Here is a 19,551-nt window from a genome sequence, read left to right on the forward strand (position 1 = left end):
TCATCCTGTGATTTAAGAAAAATTTCGCTGCAAACCAGCGGTATCTTCACAATTAATAAAAAATGGGCAGCACTGCCTCCAACTGCAGTACTACCCTTGCAACATATCAAATCTTAAATAATTTAATTTCGAATTATACGGAGCAATACAGCTATGATGGCAATCACCAGTAAAATGTGAATGATACCACCGGCATGATATCCTAAAAAGCCCACTGCCCAAAAAATGACCAGAATAACTGCGATAAAATAAAGTAGATTTCCCATGATAATGTTTAATTAAAGTGAATGTAATTGAAATTGATATATATAAAAGGACCGATCATTCTGCATTTTGCGTGAACTACACGATCTCGTGATATGCCTGCTCAACCGAAGCAAATGTGTGCGAGCAGTATTACTCCCAGCACAATGTAAATGACTCCGTTCATAGTTCAGATGTTATAATTTTTGTTCAAATTCTTTTACCGACTTTTCCAGATCATTCATTTCATGATCTAAGTCTTTTTTAAAGTTTTCCCACTCAATAGCAGCATTGGTCTGCGCTGAATCAAGTTTGATTTTCATGCGTTCATTTTGCACCTCCAGCTCTTCTACTCTTTCTCTGTAAGAAGCTTCAGCCATTCTTTTTTTGTCATTTTTAAATTTTATAAGCTCTGCCTTGTTATGTTCATACTTCTTGTTTAGCTGAAGCCTGAAATCTGCTATATCCTGAGAAAGCTCCTGTTTATTTTCTTCAAATTTTTCCTTAGCTGCTTTTACATTCTCATTCACATCATCAACTTTCCTGTCTGAATCCATGCAACTGGAAACTGCAGTACCCAGACAAAAAACAATAGCCGCCAGGACGATCATTGATTGTATATATTTCATAGCTGTATGATTTTAATTTTTGAATTTGATTGCGCCACGGGGAACTTGTCAAAATTCATAAGCAAAAATATCCCAAATTGGGTGCTTACATTTTACATCCAATCCTGTTTTTATTGTAACTATTACAGGTAAAAGGGGATTTCAGACCCTTTCTAGGCATTCTTATGATTCAAATAGATCGCTAAATCAGTATTTAAAAAAGAATACTGCAATTTGCAGTATTCTGTATTGTATGTGTCAAATCATCTATTTATTCTGGCCATCTACAAAGTTCCCGTCTTCTTTAATAATCAACTCTATTTCTTTCATGTCTGTCTGGTTGGCCAAAGGTTTAACAACGGCAACATACGAACCTTCCTTCATGGTGTGTTTATAGGTAGCTGCTGAAACAATATCATAATTAGGGTATTTAGCTTTTATGGAATTGTATACATTTTGCGGAAGCTGGTCGATGTTGATCTGATGTCGCTCTTCTACAACAGAGCCTCCTTTGGAGTAAATGATTGAGTTCCTTTTGTTATCTTCTGTGTATACAACAATATAATTTGAGTTTTCAGTAATATCCTGCTTTGCCCACGATGCTTCGCGTGCATTCATATGTTCCCTTTTAAATGTCTCTTCAACACTTGCCGGTGGCAGTGCAGCTTCTGTTACAGCTGCTTTCGTAGTTGTATTTTTTTCCGGTGCAACCGTAGAGTTTTTGCTTACACCTGCCGTGTCTTTTTTAATTTGTCCTGCTGGAGCAGACGCCTGCATTTTCCTGTTAGGAGTACAGGAAATTAATCCTGAAAAGAGTATCGCTGCGGAAGCAATAACAATAAGTAAGCTTTTCATCGTTTAAACAAATTAGGGTAAAATATTTTTGGTATGTGAAAATTCTATGCGATGCCAGGTGAAGTCTCTATTTCTTCTTTTGGCTTTTTATTAAAAATGGTTTTAAATATTTTTGTTCCGAAATCTTTTATGGAATCGGTATGGCCTGATGTGAATTTTTCGACTCCCATCTGTACCAATACACCAAAACCTTTTTTAAATATGTTATGAGATCCGCCCACAAATACTTTTTTGGATAAATAACCGGTGCCCATCCCAATGAGCATATCAATCAGTGACTCATTATGAGACTGGTTAAACAAACCTTTAATCAGGTTAATGGGTTTCAACGATTCCTGCACATCATGAATGTATTCATTCAAAAGATTCCGCTCTATGCGTTTCTTTTTCTTAAGCAATGCAATTGCTTCCTTCAGATTTTCATATTCATTCTTCATGGGAATCTTTTTTAAGCATTTCAATAACAACCGCGTTTCTTGTCGGAGTTGCAATTAATGGTATTCTGAATATGTAGAGTACAATAAAAGTCAGCAGATAAAAAAGCGTTACAATGAAAAACCCATAATAGGCTTTGCCCAGTAAATCTCCTATCCACAAAGATGTTCCGATGCTTAGCATCAGAAGGAAAAATGCAATCACCAACAACAATAACAGCTTAATTGTAATGCCTGCGATAACGTCAGCCGATTTTCGGATTGCTGTCAGGCGGTACAGCAGTAGTGTAGTCTTAACATAATCTTCAGCTTTTTCAATAAGCTTTGCTATTGGTGATGCACTGTTTTCCATAGTGATATGCTTTATTAAGAGAAAAATTTAATTATAATTCAGCCATTGAATTTTTGAATTCATTTTTAGCTTCATTATACTTAGCTTTTCCTTTAGATACTACTTCGCCGGATTTTTCTTCGAACTTATCTTTTAAAGAACACAATAGATCATCAAATTGATCTTTGATTTCGCTAAGGTAATCTTCACCTTTTTCAAGAATTTTTTTTCTTGTTTCAGAACCTTTATCCGGTGCCAATAATGTACCTACCAATGCACCTGCGGCAATTCCTGCCAATACTCCTAATAATACTTTACCTGAACTCATAGTTGTAATTGTTTAAGATTGATAAATTGATTTTCATTAAAATTTTCAGACAGCTTTATTGCCTTGAATAACGCGGATAAGAACTGCAATGATGGCAAGTACCAACAAGATGTGGATGATGCCGCCGGCAGTGTAGGCAAAGAATCCGATTGCCCAGAACAGAACCAATACCACTGCAATGATGTACAATAAATTTCCCATGGTTGTATATATTTAGAGTTATATTAAATTTATTTACAGAAAAGGTGAACCTCATTATATACTTAGGTCCTGCTTGTCAGCAAACGTTTTTTTTATTTCTTTTCAAATTTTTTCTGAACTGCGATCGAATGATCCAGGTGTTTTCTTAATTCAGGTAACATAGAAGTTGCCCATGCTCTGATATCTGCATCACTTGATTCAGTTGATTCTTTTTCAAACAATTCAACCGCATCCTTATGGCCATCAACCATTTTGTCTACATACGCTTTGTTGAAGTCTTTCTGCTCTGTTTTTTCACTCAGCTTAGTATGTGCATCAATAACATCCTGCGTGTCTTCTGTCGGGATAGAGATATTCTTTTTACCTGCAAGGCCTTTCAGATCTTCCAATGCTTTTTTATGAGCTGTTACCATCATTTTAGCAAGCTCTTTTACATCTGCATTTGTACTTTTTTCTTCCGCAAGTTTGCCTAACGAAATCTCTTCTAAATTGATCTCTGCTGCTTTCACCAGGAACTTTGCATTTTTCTCATCTTTGTTATCATCAAACTTTGCATCATTCTGTTCTTTGGCAACTTCTTCTGTTTTTGATTCAGCATGCGTAGAATGATCTTCTGCTTTGTCTTCATGGTTTCCGCATGATACAGTTCCAAAAATTACTGCTGAAAGAAAAATAGCATTGATTACAGATGCTTTTGTTTTAGTTGTTTTCATAATGGTAAAATTTTTTAATTATTGTTTTAAATGATTTATATAGCTTGTTGTTTTGTTAATTAACATTACAAATGTGCATCTGATCATGATGCTTATTATTACAAAAAATTATCAATCTGTTGTATCATTTCCACAGACTTTTAGTTTACATAATATTAAATATATTCATAAGAAAGCCCGTCAATACTGTATTGACGGGCTTTCTTATGAATGTTATAACTTATAGATAGTTAAGATTTATTTTCGTTTTTGTTTCGTGGCAATCTCTGTTGGCTGTGGCCTGGAGAAATATTTTGTTGTAAACGTATACGTAAACTCAGCGCCAAAAAATAATATCATGGATGAATAGGAAACCCATAACAATAATAACACGATCGAGCCGCCGGCACCATAAGCAGATTCAGGTGTTGCCTTTCCAAAATAAAATGCCAGTGCTGTTTTTCCTATCGTGAATAATAAACCTGTAAGAATAGATCCCAGCCACACATGCTTCCATTTTATTTCAGCATCAGGTAATATTTTAAAAATCAATGCAAACAGAAATGAAATAATAATCAGCGAAACAATAAAATTAAGGCAGTTAAACAATACAACAAATACTTCGGACGTGTCCACCCGGATCCATTCACCAATAGCAGCCAATGCCGTTGAGATCACCAAAGATATTAATAACAGAAAGGCAATGGCCAGAATCAGGCCAAAAGAGAACAATCTGTTTTTAAGCATAACCATGATACCTGTTTGAGTTGATGCTTTTACCTTCCATATCTCGTTCAATGTTTTCTGCAGCGCTACAAAAACGCCTGATGCACCAACCAGTAATATACCTACGCCAATAATAGAACCAAAAATTGTTTCTTTCGTTTGCCCTGCATTCAGTAATATTAATTTTGTTTGTTCAGCAACGGTTGGCCCAAACGTTGCGGTTATTTGGTCCAATATATTGCGGCTTACAGCATCCTTTGTAAAAAAATATCCGGTGATGGCAACAATAAGAACCAGTAAGCCCGGGATGCTGAAGATCGCATAATAGGCAATAACAGCGCTTTGCCGGAATGGATCTTTCGCATTCCACTCTTTAAATGTGATTTTTAGTAATGAAGGAAATTCTTTTAAATGCTTTATCATATTAAAATTGAATTTTAATTTAAAATAAATCAGCTGTGCATTAAGGTTACCTGTTCAATATCCAGATGTTCATGTTTAATGCTGTTGCAAAACCTACCCAAAGTAGATATGGAACAAGTAAATACCCTGCATTTCTGGAAATTTTAAAAAATGCCTGTATGGTTAGTGCTATGCATAACAAAAGCAGTACAATATCTACCAATGCAAAAAAGATCGACTGAAAACGGAAGAAAATTATGGACCACCAGAAATTCAACAGCAATTGTATGAAGAAGAATTGCATGGCAGCTGTTTTTTCCTCCTTCTCTTTTTTTGATTGCCAGACCAGCCACAATGAAATACCCATAAGCAGATATAAAACAGACCACACCAAACCGAACAAAAAGTACGGTGGAAACCAATCGGGCTTTTCAATAAATTCAAACCAAACGTTTGTGCTAACATCTGAAAATAAACTACTGACAAAACCTGTCGCTTCACACAGCAGAATACAAAGAATCAATTTCCAGACAGCCGGTAGTTTATTCAATGCATCCATATTAACTTAAAAAGCTGTTCTTGTGATACAGTTTTTGCGGCAGACAACTGCGTAAGAGAGTTGTTTATTCATGCCTGATAAAGCATCTGTTGCCCATTTTTTTATGTCTTCGTCGGTTGTTTCTGCAGCTACAGTTTCAAAAAAATGCATTGATTTCTTATGATTCTTCACCATCATGTCACAATAGCTTTTGTCAAACGAATTCACAGATTGATTCGCCAGCAGCGCAAATATTCTTTCATTTGTTTCATTCAGAGAAGTAGGTATTGAAACCGACTTAGCTTTGGCCAGTTTCATCAGAGCAACCATTTTCTCTTTATTATACGCCTCATTTATTTTACCAAGCTCCCTGACATCAATCTGGTGTGCCCTGATCTGTGCCAGCTGACCTAAACGTATTTCACGCAAATAGATTTCTGCTGAAGCAACGATAAAAGCTGCATTCCTGTTGTCATTGCCTTCCTGGAACCTTTCTTCATTTAATTGATAAACAGTTGGCTTTGTTTCATTGGATTTTGCAAAACTGCAGGCATATACAGAGATCATAAAAAATACCGGTAAAACAATTACCGCTAAAAATAGTATTTGTTTTGAGGCTTTATATTTTTGAATTTTTGATGCCATATCCTGCGATATTCTTGTACCATACAAAAATATTAAGTGTTGCGACCTTGAGTGTTACACAATCCGGTGAAACATTTACAGTTTTATAACCCAGGCAGATAAGCGTTATTTTACAGGCAGAAAAATACTAAATGTTGTGCCAATGCCAACTTCGCTTTCTGCTTTGATATAGCCTTCATGGTTTTCTACAATCTTTTTGCAGATGGCCAAACCAATGCCAGTGCCGGGATAATCCGAGTTGTTGTGCAGGCGATAAAATAAGGTAAAAATGGCTTCTTCATATTGCTTTTCGAAACCAAGCCCATTATCTATTAAAGATATTTTATAATACTTTTTATTCTTTTCTTTTATCAGGTTGCTGTAATCGGTTGAATCAATGATTGTACTTTTAATTGCAATAACCGGCGCAACACCCGGTTTGCAGTACTTCAGGGAGTTTGCGATCAGGTTAATAAACAGCTGCTGGATCTGAAAAGGAATCACCTCAACAATTGGCAACTGGTCTGAACTTATTTCTGCGCGTGTCTCTTCAATCTGCTGTGTGAGCTCCTGCATGGCCTGTTCCAGCAAATGATCCAGGTTGGTAAGTTCAAATATTTTTTCAACCTTATTGGTTCTTGAAAACAACAGCAGGTCATCAATCAATACACGCATACGTTTTGCAGATACCTGTATCCGTTGCAGGTAATCTTTTCCTTGTTCCGACAGCGTGTGAATTTCCTTTTCATTGATGCGGGAAATAAACGTTTGGATCTTACGTAGCGGTTCCTGCAAATCATGACTGGCCACGTGATTAAAGGAAGCCAGCTCCTTGTTGCTTTTTTCCAGTTCCTTGTTGCGGTCTTCCAGCGCTTTACTGATCAGGTATTCTTCCGTAATGTCATTATTAATGCCGATCAGGATTTTATTGCCTGCAGCATCCGTCAGAATTTTACCCATGGACTTCAAATAGCGGATATTGCCGTCTTTGCGGATAACTCTGAAAAAAGCTACCGAAGAGGTATGCTGGTACAAAGCCAGATTTTCGCCATTCAACACAATGTGTTTATCTTCCGGGTGCACAAACTCAGCAAAGGATTGTATGCTTGGTGCAAATGCATTTGGCTCCAGGCCCAGCAAGCGGTATTGATTGTCTGAAAACGTTAACGTATTTGATGCCAGGTCCCATTGCCAACTACTAAAACCACCGATCTCTTCTGCATGTTTCATGCTTTCAGTGGCAATCTTCAGAATATGGTTTGATTTTTTCAGTGATTCAAGGTCTTTGTTTATTTTATAATAAGAGAATACAAAAACGATCAATGAGAATAGCAATAAAAAAAGCGAATACATCGGTGTTAAAAATGTTTCATGCTCATAACGCTCCTGGCGTTCGATCAGATAAATATTTTCCAGCTGGATCATGTCATTAATCTGATTGCGAATTGCCTGCATCACTAGTTTTCCTTCCAGCAGGCTTTTATTAAAACGTTTGCCGCTTACGTGTACCGAGTCATTTAAATTGATGGAATTTTCAAAAAGTATATTGTACCTCACTTTTATCAGGCGTATCAGCGAGTCGAGATTGTTATGCTGTTTCAGGTTATCTTGAGTCAACACCTGCAGCGTACTGATTGATTGGCTCACTCTTTTACGCGACTCATTAAAAGCAGTAAGGAACACCGTATCCCTGGAAACAAAATATGATGTCTGATTTATTTCTGCATCTTTCAGGAATGAATTCAGCTGCTCAAGCTCAAGATTGACACGGTGTGAATGCACCAGCAATTTACCTGAATCGACAAGACTTTGTGAGTGCTTATATAAAAATGTTGAAATGAAAATGAGTATGAATAACGATCCCGCAAAAATACATTTCAGAAGAATGGATTTGTTAAATATGGAATTGAGATTCATGGTGTGTTAGATACTCAACAAGAAGTTGTCCCGGTTTAAGCCGCTTGTATGATATTGCCAATTCAGCGTAATTACATCTGAAAGTACATTTTTTAATGTTGAAAATTCGTGAGGTTTTTTAATATACACGTTTGCTCCTTCAACAAATGTATCTTCAATATCTTCATCTGAAGCTGATGTTGAGTAAATAGCAATAGCAATATTTTTTAAACGATCTATAGATTTTATTTCTTTCAGGCAGTCCAGCCCTGTTTTGCCAGGCATGTTCAGATCCAGAAAAAGTACGTGCGGTAAAACAGCATCTTCCTTCTTGAGATAGTTCATAAGTTCGATACCATTGTTTAATGTTGTAACGGCAGTTTTAATTTTAATTTCCTGAAATGCTTCCGTGAAAAAAAGTCTATCGTCTTCATCATCGTCGGCAAGCATCACACGGATTATTTCATTCTGCATCTTAAATTATTATTTAGGGGTTCTATATAATTATACAAACAGGTCATGTCAGGAGTATTAGAGATTGATGCCTTTTTTATTCAAATGAGCATTTTTCCGCTTGTCAATAATCCGCTGGAACGCGCTTGGCGTAAGTCCGGTAGCGCTTTTAAACTGGTTACTGAAGTGTGCCACACTACTGTAATTCAATTTCCAGGCTATTTCCGTTATTGTCAATTCATTGGTAAGGATCAGTTGCTTAGCACGTTCAACCTTTTGCAGAATAATGAAATTGGCAATGGAGGTATACGTAACATCAGAGAATAAATTTGAAATATAGCCATAACTCTGTCCGATTTTATCCGCCAGGTATGCAGATGTTTTGGCGTTAGACAGTTTTTCGTCGGAATAAACCATTTCAACGATAGCGTCCTTGATCTTCTGAACAAGCACACTCTTATGGCTTTCAACTACTGAAACTCCATATTCATTCAATTGCTGATATAGTGCTTTGATTGTGTCTGCATTAGGGTCGTTGTTTATTTCCACTTCACCAAAACCAAGTATTGAATAATTCAGGTTCAACGATTCCAGTTGTTCCTGCAATACTTTTCTACAAACTGCATTTATATCAAATTTTAAATAAAGTTTCATTCGTATAAATATAATCTTTTTTGAGGAAATATATAATAGGATTGCCGCTGTATGAACCATACAGCGGCAATAATTTATCAATGGATAATTCTAATTCTTCTTATTTAAAACCAATAAAGCAATTCCGCCTACAACCAGAATAACGCCTACAATTGGCGACCATTGTACGGGATGGTTCTTTTCTTTACTGATTTCTATCGGGCCTGCATCCACGACTTTTTCTTTTGTAATAATATTGAAGCCTGTGTAAATAATCATAAGTGCTCCGATCACGATAACAAAAATTCCGGCGTTTTTCATATTGTAAATATTAATGTAATTGAATTATTTTTAGGTGAGATAATTAAAATTGCATCATCTTGTTCCACTGCAGCCACTCTACCGCTCTTTTTGTTTTGGTCACATAAGATTCGTCCTTAAATACTTTGTAAAATGTGTTCAGGGAAAAAATCAGCGTATTGATCTGCAATGATTTTTTTCTCTCAAACATGCATTCTTCCAGATATGCCGTTGTCTCTTCTTCGCTGAAAATTTTTGATAAAAGGAAATCAAAGGATTTCTTTGATATTTCTCTGTAAGCCGGTTCACCGGTTGTTAGCCACGCACAAAGCAATGCTTCTGAAATAAGGCTGCTTTCAATAGCTACATTGCTTTGAAACCATTTCCAGTTTTCGTTTTCCACATCCCGGAATGCCTGCACCAATGTGTTAGCAAATTGCTTGATCAGCCATACACCTTCTATCGTTTCATTTTTCGTGTTGAAATAATACAAACCTTTGATCGTATACGCAATGGCATTCAGTGAATGGATCTTTTTTACTCCAAGCAATGCTTCCTGGTACATGCATTCAGCCTGCTCAACCAGGTATAGCGGAAGAATATTCTTTTTGGAAATTAAATAACCCAATGCGCAAATCGCACATCCGGTGGTATCTGCCAGGTTTACACTTTTATTCTCCTGCGTGAATTTTTTTTCTACGTCTACATATTTGAAAAAATAACCATTTGGCTGCAGACAATACTGCATGAATTTTAAATAGATGCCGATCAGCTCAAGATCAGACTTTTCTCTTGTCATTTCATAGTGTTCACACATGATAATCAATGCCATGGCATTGTCATCCAATGAATAGATATTAATATTTTCGCCTTCGTGATTTTGTTTCACGCCAAAATCTGTTGTGCAGTTTTTGATCAGGCTTAAATTATATTCTGAAAAAGATTGTTTAGCTTTTGCGGGATAACCGGTTGAAACTTTATGTGCAGCGGGTACTGTCTCATAAGTTGCTACTGCGCTGCCTGTCTGTGAAAAAACGGCAGGGCTCATTGCACGCACAGCAGTACGTTTGGTTGTTTTTTTAGGAAAAAACGAGGTCAATACTTCTTGCTCATTTTCGATGCTTTTGTTTCTCAACTTTCTCATAACTGCTCATTTTTGATAGGTACATTTGTTTCAACTTCAATCAACTTTCCGGGGTGTGATTTTTAGCCTTTAGGGTACTGTAAAAGTGGGCAGTTTGGCGTTTGAATGCTTTACATAATTTTATACTATTGTTACATAAATTACATATGTATTTATACTTAGAAATCAGTGGCGGATTATGATGATTTCTGTTTGGGAATCCTTTTAATCATCCATACTATACCGGCTGTAGCAAAAGAAGCCAGCACATGTTTGATTGGATGGCCGCTTATCCACTGAGTCTCAGCAAAAACGGTGTGATCATGGTGCTCAAAAAACTTTGCAACCAGATAACATATAAATATGATTGCAAGCGGTGTATGCATATACTTATTCATCTTGCCATGGCTAAAACAAATCACGGCAATCAACAGCACCGGTAAAAATTGTACAAGGGCATAGAGGCGCAGGTCGCCGCAGCCATGTAATTCTGTATACTGCCAGTAAAACACGGAAACAATTCCTGTTACAAGAGCGCCGATCCATACACGCATTGCTTGTCTGGTGCCAAAGTATCTTGCATAGATCTCTGCAAAAAAGGAAGTGAAAACCAGGGTCATGGGAAGCCTATCCCACAGCAGTGTTTCGTTATTAGGTTCATAATGATAATATGCCGAACCCAGGCCCGTAAGGATCATTCCGATAAGCATAAGGAAGCTCATCGGGCTCAGGTGTCTTTTTTGCAGCAGGCCCAACCCCCAGATACCTGATAAAATAAAACCCGCATTGGAAACCACATTATAAAAATTAGGAATCGAGGCGATGCTCTGTTCATTGGCAAAAGCGTGGTAATGCTGATCCTGCGGTATAGCTGGCACAAGACTAAAGACTAAAATTCCTGTGACCAGTGTAATCCCGGCCAGCAGGATTTCAATAGTTGCGCCTGTTGTTTTCATAAGAGTAGATGATTTATTGAGTCAAAAAAAGCATATACCGCTCTGATGGGAAAGGGAATTTTATCTTAAAAAGGACTTTTATCTTCATAAAATAACGTATCAAATAGTTAATATTTAACTACTTTTATTAAATAACAGACTTTTACTTTATGGATAAAATCAGCGGAATAATCAGCACACTGAGCAAGGAGGATACGGTGCTTTTTAAGCAATTCATTCAGAATAAAAAGGAAATTGAACAACGAAAAGATCTGCAATTGTTTGAATTGCTGGAACTAAGTAATGGTGAACCCAGCACCGATGTGCTTGAAAAAATTTATCCCGGAGATGCGAATGTTGTTGCTTACCATGCTACCCGCAAGCGGCTTTTCAAAACGCTGGCTCAGTTTATACATACGCAAACAATTCTGAATGATGACCGGGTCGGGTTTTCTTCTTACCACTCCATTTGTGTACACCTGTTTAAAAACAGACAGGAAGAAATTGCCTGGCACTATTTAAAAAAAGGGCTTCGGCTGGCTAATAAAAATAATCTGCTAGATCTTGAGATCAGCCTCTATCAGCTGGCGATTGAAGAAGGTAATAGTCCGTATGCGATGGACATGGACGAGATGCTGGTGCGCTATGAATCCCTGGTTCATGTAAGGCACGAAGAATCGCAGCTGCAGATCATCCGGCAGGTGGCCCGCCACGAATTGAACCAGCGCCTGCGTAAAGGTGTGAACCTGGATTTCAGCGGATTCATTCAAAATCTCAACAACCGTTTCCTGCCCGACTCTCCTTCTGTACAGTCGCTGCATGTAATTTACAGCCAGGTTTGCATCGCGCGTTCAATCGTTTTAGAAAAGAAGGAGTTTTATACATTCGAAAAATACATCATTGATGCGTATTCAAAACTGCTTCACAGCAATGTGTTTAAAAAAGAAAACAATACCATCCGCATTCATTTTTTATACATGATCGCGCATACGTGTTACCGAAATAAAAAATTCGATCTTGCTCAAATCTACCTCGACAGCATGTATCAATGCATGCTTGATTATAAAAAATCTGATTTTAAAAAGTACGAATACAAATATGCACTGCTACAGGCTGCCGTATATTCATATACGCATGCATCAGGCAAAGCCATTTCAATCATTGAAAAGCTGCTGCAGGAAAAGCACATACAGCGCAGCAATGAGCAATACTTCAATGCACTTATCAACCTGGGCTTAAATTATTTTTATTCGAAGAATTACAGTCGTACGCAACGTACATTCAGAAACCTGCAGCATACAGATTCCTGGTTCGTAAAAATCATGGGGCAGGAATGGGTACTTAAAAAACTGCTGCTGGAAGCCATTAATTTATTTGAACTTGAACATCCGGAGCTTGCGTTGGATAAAATAAAATTTGTTGAGCAGAACTTTAAAGCTTATATGGACAGGGATCCGCATAAGCGCGCGCTGCACTTTATACGTTTATTTAAAAAGATTATACAGGATCCTGCTATTGTATCTACCAAATCATTTGCTGAGCTGGTTAACAATACCTTTACCTTCTTGCCGCACGAAGAAGAAGACCTGCAGGCAATGACTTTCTATGCCTGGCTCAAATCAAAAATGGTGCGGCGTGATTTCTACGAAGTACTTATTGAAGTTGTGGCGGCCACATAATCATACCAGCTGTTTTTCGATAGCGGAATGGTTATGCGCACGGCAATGCCAGCACGAAAGTTGTGCCTTTGTCGGAGTTTGACTTTACTGTAACATCTGCATTGTTTGCTTCAAGTAACTGTTTGCAAAGCATCAGGCCGATGCCGGTACCCTTCTCATTGTTTGTACCCATGCGGCTCTTGGAAAGATCATTGGAAAACAATTTATCCTTGATCTTGTCAGGGATACCAATTCCGTTGTCGCGGATAGACAAGTTCACCGTATTACATTTCGTTTCAGCAGAAATTTTAATATTACCGCCTTCCGGAGAAAACTTAATGGCATTGTTTAATATGTTTCTGAAAACGATTTCAAACATGACATGATCAAACAGAATTTTTATATCGTTTTGCACAAATACCTCAACGGATAATTTTTTGTTTTCAAGCGAGTAAACAGCCTTCTTAACTTCACCTTCAATATGGTCTTTCAATAATATTGTTGTTGATTGCGGGTGCAGCCCGTTCATCTGTGAGTAGGACCAGGTAAGCAGGTTGTCGAGCATCTGGTATACATGCAGTGCAGATTCTTTCAGTTTTTCACCTAAGAATTTTATTTCCTGTTCGGAGATTTTCGAACAGATCATCATTTCAGAAAGGCTCAATAAATTGTTTACCGGCTGCCTTACATCATGCGAAATAATTGAGATCAGTTTTGTTTTCAGTTCATTCAGATCTACCTGTTCCTTGGCAGTCTTATTCAGCTGAATGGTTGATTCGTATAACTTATCACGTTCATGTGCCAATGTTTCATTGCGGATCGCAAGATATTTTAACGTTTGTTCTGAAGACATCACGAACACGTAAGTCAGGAATACCGTACCGAATAAGGCGATGCCATTAAATGCCGAATTGATCAGAAATATTTTCTGATCATCAAACGTCATGATCGACCCAACCTTAAAATTGTTTACAATAAAGCCCATAATGCATATAAGGGCAACAATTACAATTGAAAACAGAAAGGTATACTTTTGGTCTTTATCATACAGTAAAAACAGGATCACGATCAACGGCAGATAGAATACAGACATATTGATCTTACTGCCGAATACATATGACAGGGTGAAAATATTTAAAGCTATGGTTGAGAAGAGTAAGGTCTTGGCAAATTTTGTTTTTCCCTGGGCGTTATAGTAAAAACACACCAGATATATAGGTGCGTAAAATAAGCAGATCCAGGCAAGCAAATGCACTTCGTACAATACATACGGTATAATCATCAGTGCTGAAACAACTAAGCACAATGCGGCCAGCACATTCGCAAAAAAAATGCGTTTCGCCTCCATGACCTCGGCATCCGGAGAGATACCTGTATATAAAAACTTAATGATCATGGTTTGCTCCTTGTATAGCTGCTACTGCATTATTCGCAGGAAGTGTAACTGTAAATACTGTTTGCAGATTCGGAGTGCTGACAGCATCAATGGTGCCGCCGCAGTTGTCTAGCAGATTCTTGCATAAGAGCAACCCTATCCCCGTACCTTTTTCATTAAATGTCCCTTCCCTGCTCACCGTTTTGTCGTTGGTAAATAGTTTTGCTAAAACGTCTTTCGACATGCCTATGCCATTGTCTTTAATGCGGAAAATAATTTTGTCTCCCGATTTTTCTGCCTGTATGCCGATTGCCTGATCTTTGTAGCTGAATTTTATGGCATTCGAAATCAGGTTGCGGATCACAATCTCCAGCATGTTTGAATCTCCGTATACCGTGAGATCCTTGTCTATATTCTCAATCAGTTGAATATTTTTTTGTGCAGCTTTGATTTCAAGTTGTTTGAAAATATCTTTTATAAGATCCCTGATCTGGATATTATCTATAATGGGTGCCGTAGAATTATTGATTTGAAAAGCCGACCAGCTTAACAGGTTGTCCAGCATTTGATTGGTGCTGTCTGTGGATTTTTTAAGCTGTTCGGTAATAAGCATTCTTTCTTCGCTTGTCAGGTTTACATTAAGAAGAATTTCTGTCAGCCCGTGAATAGTATTAATGGGGCTTCGCAGGTCATGCGAAATAATTCTGAACAGGTGGTCCTTCATTACATTTGTTCTTTCCTGGTCTTCTTTGGATTTTTTTAACAGGAAATTGTTTTGCCTTTCTATTTCCTTTTGGTTTGACAGCGCTTCGTTTACCTGGATCAGTTGAATTTCCCCTGCTTCCGTAAGCTGCAGAAACAAAAATGCCAGTATGACCATACAAAGCATGGATGTTATATCAAATGCATTGTTGATATTCCTGTATGTTTCGATGGCATACATCTGCTCCGACTGGTAAATGTTGTGCCGCACAAAAACATTGATCATGACAATATTGATCGCTGTAAGTATGAGCAGGGCATACATCGGAAATTTTTCCTTTTTTGAAAAGATCAGCAACGGTACAATTGCGATAGGAATGTAAAATACCTTGATCTCAACAAATTTGCCCAGAACAATAGCCATGAAAAAAACCTGTGCCAGCATGGAGCTGTATAAAACAACTTTAGCCGCCAGTGCATTTTTCATCAGGCACATAGATGCTGCTACTATATATACTCCCGTGAAAAACAAAAAGATGATATTCAGCGGGTAAATTTTTTGAATAAAAAAAACAGAGGTAAATCCCAGACTTATAAAAAAGCAAAGCGCAATTGTTACTCTCGCAATAAAATTGCGCTTTGCATCTATAGTTGTATAATCATCTAAGATTTGTAACCCCAATATTTTATTCATAGCTATTAGTTGAATTCTATTTTATTTGCGCGACGAGCGTGCTAAATCTAATAGCTCTTTATAACTTATGTTAACGGATGAGGTTTCAGGAAGTTTCACAAGTTTATAGGTAACTGTATATTTTAGTTCTTCGTGTGCCTTTAATTCCACGTACGTTCCCTGTTGTTCAATTTCAATATAACTGTGGTCGGGGTTTGCGTATAATTCAATTTCACCTTCTTCCGGGGCATATTTTCCGGCAGCAACATCTTCAAAGGATTTCACCAATAACATTCCGTTTGAGAATTGTGCCAGCCAGCCTTCTTTACCATCGGCAAACACTTTCGTTGAGCCCGGAGGGCCTGTAGCAGGTACAGTTTCAGGCTTATGCTGGTACCAGGTAGCGCCAAGACTGTCTTTTGTCAATGGTGCAAGCAGTCCTCTTTTTGCTTCGTCACCGCTTGGGTAAAATGTTAAGCCGCCCGGAGCAACTCTCGAAATCTCCCATGCAGCAACTTTCTGTGCAATTGTTGTGTCATTCAAAATTGTGTACGTTACCACCAGTGTTGTATCGGCCGTATTGATTTTATAGGCCTTTGTAAAAATAAATGACTGCTTCGGATCTTTTTTGCTCTTCAGGATAATCTCTGTTGAATCCTGAACAACTGTATAAGCGAAGTTATCAAGTTCCTGAGATGGCGGCCATCCCCATGCACTTTGCGGTGCCGGCCATAGAGAAGTTCCCCAGTTGCCGGGATTTACTTTTTTACCGGATAAAATATTCTTGTCACCCAACGAAAGCGCTTCAAGCCTGCCGCCGTTTTTAAAATCAATCACTGCTGTTAAGCCTGCATACGATAAGCTATATGCGCTATCACCAATTGGAGCAACTGTTGCCGCTGTTTCCTGCTCTTCCGAAATTTCAATTGTTTTTGTTTCAGTGCATGCGAAAAACGTAATTCCAACCAGTGCGAGTGTCGGAATAAAGAGATTGATTTTCATAAAAAGATTCTTAATTTATTGATTAATAACTGTTTTGAGTCGGAATTTACGGGATTTTTCAGAAACCGGAAACCTTACGCAAGACTATTTGACTGAATTGAACAAAATCATACTTCTTTCCTGTTTATAAATCTGAGCGAAAATGAACCTGTATTTAGTCCGTGCGACCAGCATCTTTCTTTTTTGATCTCAAAAATTTAGAATATCTTAGAGACACAAAGGCGCTGCCAGAACAGTGGTTCGTCCGGCATAGGCAGGATGAACACAGTATTAAGTCTAACAACCATTTGTACCACTTATTTAACGATTACGAATACAATGACGAAAGTAACATTAAAAGGAAATGCCACAACCATCAAAGGTGATTTACCCGGTATTGGAAATACAGCTCCCGATTTCACGTTTGTAAAAACGGATTTATCTGAAGGAACGCTTTACGGGCAAGGCAACACGATAAAAGTGATCATTGCTGTGCCAAGCCTGGATACCAGCACCTGCGCGCTTGAAACAAGACAGTTCAACCAGAAACTGGCTTCGGCAAATGGTGTGAAAGGTCTCGTAATCTCTAAAGATCTTCCTTTTGCCATGAGACGTTTTTGCGAAACAGAAGGTATTGCAAACGTAGTAAGCGGTTCAGATTTCAGGACTTCCGAGTTCATTCAGAAATACAATACAGAGATTTTAGAAGGTCCGCTGAAAGGTCTTTCGGCACGTGCTATTATTGTTGTAGACCAGAACAATGTTGTGCGTTATACCCAGCTTGTGCCGGAAATCTCTGCAGAACCTGATTACGATCATGTGTTGAAAGCAATTGATTCTTTAAAATAAGAACTGCTGAAGCGTATTTTAACAAGAGTCGCAAATGCGGCTCTTTTTTTTTACTTTAGAATCAAATTTCTTCCTTATGATAAAAAACATCATACGCTTCTTCATTTTTTTTCTGACCGGTTTTCAGTTGAGTCATGCAGCACCAATCAATGCCCTTGCGTTAAAGAATGGCTGCCGGATCGTGCAGCGCCCGGCTACTTTTTTTACACCTACTGCTTTCAGTGCCAGGATCGACGCCTGGTCAGTATATGCGCTGCAGGATGAATCAGAAACATCAGGTTGGTGTTCAGGAGCGGCTTCCAGGGCACCTTATGTTTTTGTCTTCGAACTTTCTGAAGATTATTCCATCAAAAAACTGGCGTTCAATACACGTTGCCAGAAAGAATATAAGCTCATCAGCGCAAAAGATATTAAAGTTGAATATTCTATTACCTCTGCAAAAACCGGTTTTATTTCTCCTGCTACTTACAGTCTGAAACAGGACACCATCAATACTTTCGATTGTGTGCCGGTGAAAGCTCGTTGGATCAAGCTTACCATCTTATCAAACCATGGCAATCCGCAATGGACGGAACTGATGGAGTTTGAAGCCTTGGGCGATCCCGTAAACCCTGCCGCTCCGGTGATCTCGCCCGTTGGTGTGTGGAACACCGACTTTGAATGGGTCAGCATCAATAAAACTACCGACGGAATCATTTATGGTTGCTATAAATGGGCAAACGGAGAAATGTATCTGAAAAAGCAGAACAGGAATAAATATGTTTTTACCTGGAAGCAGAATGATGACGGACAAAAAGGCTGGTGTGTATTGGTGATGAATAAAGAAGGAACCAGTATGAGTGGCATCTGGGGCGTAAACAACGATACCACAAAATTCGGTCATTGGGAGTTTACCAGGCTGCAAAACGCTCCTTACAAATGTTCAAACGATTTAACCGTTGCTGCCAGGATTAAGGAAGAAGCGCTGGCTGCCGAACCCAAGCTGAATGTAATGATCGAAGTTGTTGACAAGGTTTCCAATAAAGCCATTCCAGGTATTATAGATTTATATACGATAGAAAATTTCTACCAGATACCATCGGGCGATGGCATGTATACAGCTGATGTAAAAGTAAGCTCACGTGTTGTTGTAAAAACATTCCTGCCGGATTATTATCCGAGTATTGATACATTTGTTGTCTCAGAAGCTGAACAGAAACGACTGTATGTAACACGTATGGTACAGCTGTCAAAACTAAAAGCAGGCTCTACCATTCTTTTGCAAAATCTGCTGTTTGCACGGACCAGCGCCGAACTGTCTCCATCCTCCTATACGGGCCTGGACCAGCTGGTAACCGTCATGAACCAATACCCCTCCATGATCATAGAATTGTCGGGCCATACGGATAATGTCGGCAGCGCCAAGCAGAATCTTGATCTTTCGAAAAAACGTGTGGAAGCAGCGAAAAAATATTTAGTGGATAAAGGTATCAACCCTGACCGTATCAAAGGTGTCGGTTATGGAAGCAAATATCCCGTAGCCAGCAACGACAGCGAGCAGACGCGAAAGCTCAACAGGCGCGTGGAGCTGCGGATCATCACCATGTAGTGTTACAAAACGAAGAGCCCTTCCTGTTAAAACAGGAAGGGCTCTTCGTTTTGTAATATGTTGTTTTAAAAGATTACTCTATTCTTTTCCGGTTTTCATCATACAGACCTTCAAGCACGTTGTTGCCTTTGGTGTCAATTTTCAATCCGCCGTATTTTGCTTCGGCAAATTTATCTGCTTCGCCTTCCTGAAAGAAATAAGATTCAGCACCGATGTTCAAATCCCATTTCGTGCGCGTATACACTATTAAATATTCTCCGTCATTCAATGGTGTTTTACCTTCCTGTAAACGCACTTTCTGTGCTACACCAAATGTGTCAAGCTTTACAACGATGTAGCCACGCTTAGGAATATTTTCATCCATCTGCGTTTGATTAAGAATAATTTCACCTGGGTTGAATTC

24 protein-coding genes are annotated in these 19,551 nt (G+C 38.4%); 3 read left to right on the plus strand and 21 right to left on the minus strand.

The genetic code is table 11. The features are described 5' to 3' along the window. Positions 1–122: 122 nt before the first annotated feature. The 17 genes from ACTHJT_RS03710 to ACTHJT_RS03790 form a co-directional block, all read right to left on the minus strand. Positions 123–266: a lmo0937 family membrane protein gene (locus ACTHJT_RS03710; protein WP_440236440.1), complete on the minus strand. Its 144-nt coding sequence runs from the start codon at positions 264–266 to the stop codon at positions 123–125. 174 nt (positions 267–440) lie between these two features. Further along, the gene (locus tag ACTHJT_RS03715) at positions 441–872 is read right to left on the minus strand and encodes a hypothetical protein (protein WP_440236441.1); all 432 of its coding nucleotides are present in this window, start codon (positions 870–872) and stop codon (positions 441–443) included. 246 nt (positions 873–1,118) lie between these two features. Further along, entirely contained in the window at positions 1,119–1,706 is a 588-nt protein-coding gene (locus ACTHJT_RS03720; protein ID WP_440236442.1) for a hypothetical protein, read from the minus strand. Between the two features lie 44 nt (positions 1,707–1,750). After that, positions 1,751–2,143 (minus strand): hypothetical protein, encoded by a 393-nt coding sequence (locus ACTHJT_RS03725; protein ID WP_440236443.1) that lies wholly within the window; start codon positions 2,141–2,143, stop codon positions 1,751–1,753. Next, positions 2,133–2,492, minus strand: a complete 360-nt coding sequence (locus ACTHJT_RS03730; protein ID WP_440236445.1) for a hypothetical protein — start codon at positions 2,490–2,492, stop codon at positions 2,133–2,135. The genes ACTHJT_RS03725 and ACTHJT_RS03730 overlap by 11 nt, the downstream gene beginning before the upstream one ends. A gap of 31 nt (positions 2,493–2,523) precedes the next feature. Further along, complete coding sequence (locus ACTHJT_RS03735) at positions 2,524–2,799, minus strand: YtxH domain-containing protein (protein WP_440236447.1); 276 nt, start codon at positions 2,797–2,799, stop codon at positions 2,524–2,526. A gap of 45 nt (positions 2,800–2,844) precedes the next feature. Further along, complete coding sequence (locus ACTHJT_RS03740; RefSeq protein ID WP_440236448.1) at positions 2,845–3,000, minus strand: lmo0937 family membrane protein; 156 nt, start codon at positions 2,998–3,000, stop codon at positions 2,845–2,847. Between the two features lie 92 nt (positions 3,001–3,092). Continuing rightward, a complete protein-coding gene (locus ACTHJT_RS03745) occupies positions 3,093–3,713 on the minus strand; it encodes a DUF4142 domain-containing protein (RefSeq protein ID WP_440236449.1) in 621 nt (206 codons plus the stop codon). A 237-nt stretch (positions 3,714–3,950) separates the two neighbouring features. Next, positions 3,951–4,841 carry a YihY/virulence factor BrkB family protein gene (locus ACTHJT_RS03750; RefSeq protein ID WP_440236451.1) on the minus strand — a complete coding sequence of 297 codons (891 nt, stop codon included), beginning with the start codon at positions 4,839–4,841 and terminating at the stop codon, positions 3,951–3,953. Between the two features lie 46 nt (positions 4,842–4,887). Beyond that, positions 4,888–5,379, minus strand: a complete 492-nt coding sequence (locus ACTHJT_RS03755) for a TspO/MBR family protein (RefSeq protein WP_440236452.1) — start codon at positions 5,377–5,379, stop codon at positions 4,888–4,890. 6 nt (positions 5,380–5,385) lie between these two features. Beyond that, on the minus strand, positions 5,386–6,003 hold the full coding sequence (locus tag ACTHJT_RS03760; RefSeq protein ID WP_440236454.1) for a DUF4142 domain-containing protein: 618 nt from the start codon (positions 6,001–6,003) through the stop codon (positions 5,386–5,388). Between the two features lie 105 nt (positions 6,004–6,108). Further along, positions 6,109–7,899, minus strand: coding sequence for a sensor histidine kinase (locus ACTHJT_RS03765; protein ID WP_440236456.1), 1,791 nt, complete (start codon positions 7,897–7,899; stop codon positions 6,109–6,111). 6 nt (positions 7,900–7,905) lie between these two features. Next, entirely contained in the window at positions 7,906–8,352 is a 447-nt protein-coding gene (locus ACTHJT_RS03770) for a response regulator (RefSeq protein WP_440236457.1), read from the minus strand. Positions 8,353–8,409: 57 nt separating this feature from the next. Continuing rightward, entirely contained in the window at positions 8,410–8,985 is a 576-nt protein-coding gene (locus tag ACTHJT_RS03775) for a helix-turn-helix domain-containing protein (RefSeq protein WP_440236459.1), read from the minus strand. Between the two features lie 90 nt (positions 8,986–9,075). Continuing rightward, positions 9,076–9,285: a hypothetical protein gene (locus ACTHJT_RS03780; protein ID WP_440236460.1), complete on the minus strand. Its 210-nt coding sequence runs from the start codon at positions 9,283–9,285 to the stop codon at positions 9,076–9,078. Between the two features lie 43 nt (positions 9,286–9,328). After that, positions 9,329–10,408, minus strand: coding sequence for a hypothetical protein (locus ACTHJT_RS03785; protein WP_440236462.1), 1,080 nt, complete (start codon positions 10,406–10,408; stop codon positions 9,329–9,331). Between the two features lie 176 nt (positions 10,409–10,584). After that, positions 10,585–11,343: a ceramidase domain-containing protein gene (locus ACTHJT_RS03790; RefSeq protein ID WP_440236464.1), complete on the minus strand. Its 759-nt coding sequence runs from the start codon at positions 11,341–11,343 to the stop codon at positions 10,585–10,587. 149 nt (positions 11,344–11,492) lie between these two features. On the opposite strand from ACTHJT_RS03790, the gene ACTHJT_RS03795 reads away from it, so the two are divergent. After that, positions 11,493–13,001: a hypothetical protein gene (locus ACTHJT_RS03795; RefSeq protein ID WP_440236465.1), complete on the plus strand. Its 1,509-nt coding sequence runs from the start codon at positions 11,493–11,495 to the stop codon at positions 12,999–13,001. A 31-nt stretch (positions 13,002–13,032) separates the two neighbouring features. Here the strand turns inward: ACTHJT_RS03795 and ACTHJT_RS03800 are convergent, their stop codons facing one another. Genes ACTHJT_RS03800 through ACTHJT_RS03810 form a run of 3 tightly spaced genes read right to left on the minus strand, consistent with a single transcriptional unit; the run spans position 13,033 to position 16,732 of the window. Further along, positions 13,033–14,376 (minus strand): sensor histidine kinase, encoded by a 1,344-nt coding sequence (locus ACTHJT_RS03800; RefSeq protein WP_440236466.1) that lies wholly within the window; start codon positions 14,374–14,376, stop codon positions 13,033–13,035. Continuing rightward, entirely contained in the window at positions 14,366–15,751 is a 1,386-nt protein-coding gene (locus tag ACTHJT_RS03805; protein WP_440236468.1) for a sensor histidine kinase, read from the minus strand. Before ACTHJT_RS03805 ends, ACTHJT_RS03800 begins: the two co-directional genes overlap by 11 nt. Positions 15,752–15,772: 21 nt before the next feature. Continuing rightward, positions 15,773–16,732, minus strand: coding sequence for a DUF4380 domain-containing protein (locus ACTHJT_RS03810; RefSeq protein ID WP_440236469.1), 960 nt, complete (start codon positions 16,730–16,732; stop codon positions 15,773–15,775). A gap of 258 nt (positions 16,733–16,990) precedes the next feature. On the opposite strand from ACTHJT_RS03810, the gene tpx reads away from it, so the two are divergent. Both tpx and ACTHJT_RS03820 read left to right on the plus strand, forming a co-directional pair. Beyond that, positions 16,991–17,560, plus strand: a complete 570-nt coding sequence (gene tpx, locus ACTHJT_RS03815) for a thiol peroxidase (RefSeq protein WP_440236470.1) — start codon at positions 16,991–16,993, stop codon at positions 17,558–17,560. A 76-nt stretch (positions 17,561–17,636) separates the two neighbouring features. Continuing rightward, entirely contained in the window at positions 17,637–19,148 is a 1,512-nt protein-coding gene (locus ACTHJT_RS03820; RefSeq protein WP_440236472.1) for an OmpA family protein, read from the plus strand. Positions 19,149–19,221: 73 nt separating this feature from the next. Here the strand turns inward: ACTHJT_RS03820 and ACTHJT_RS03825 are convergent. Further along, positions 19,222–19,551: GDYXXLXY domain-containing protein (locus tag ACTHJT_RS03825; protein WP_440236474.1), on the minus strand; the 330-nt coding region annotated here is incomplete at its 5' end.

Origin of the sequence: Cytophaga sp. (assembly GCF_051961495.1) — a bacterium.
Classification (GTDB): domain Bacteria; phylum Bacteroidota; class Bacteroidia; order Cytophagales; family Cytophagaceae; genus Cytophaga.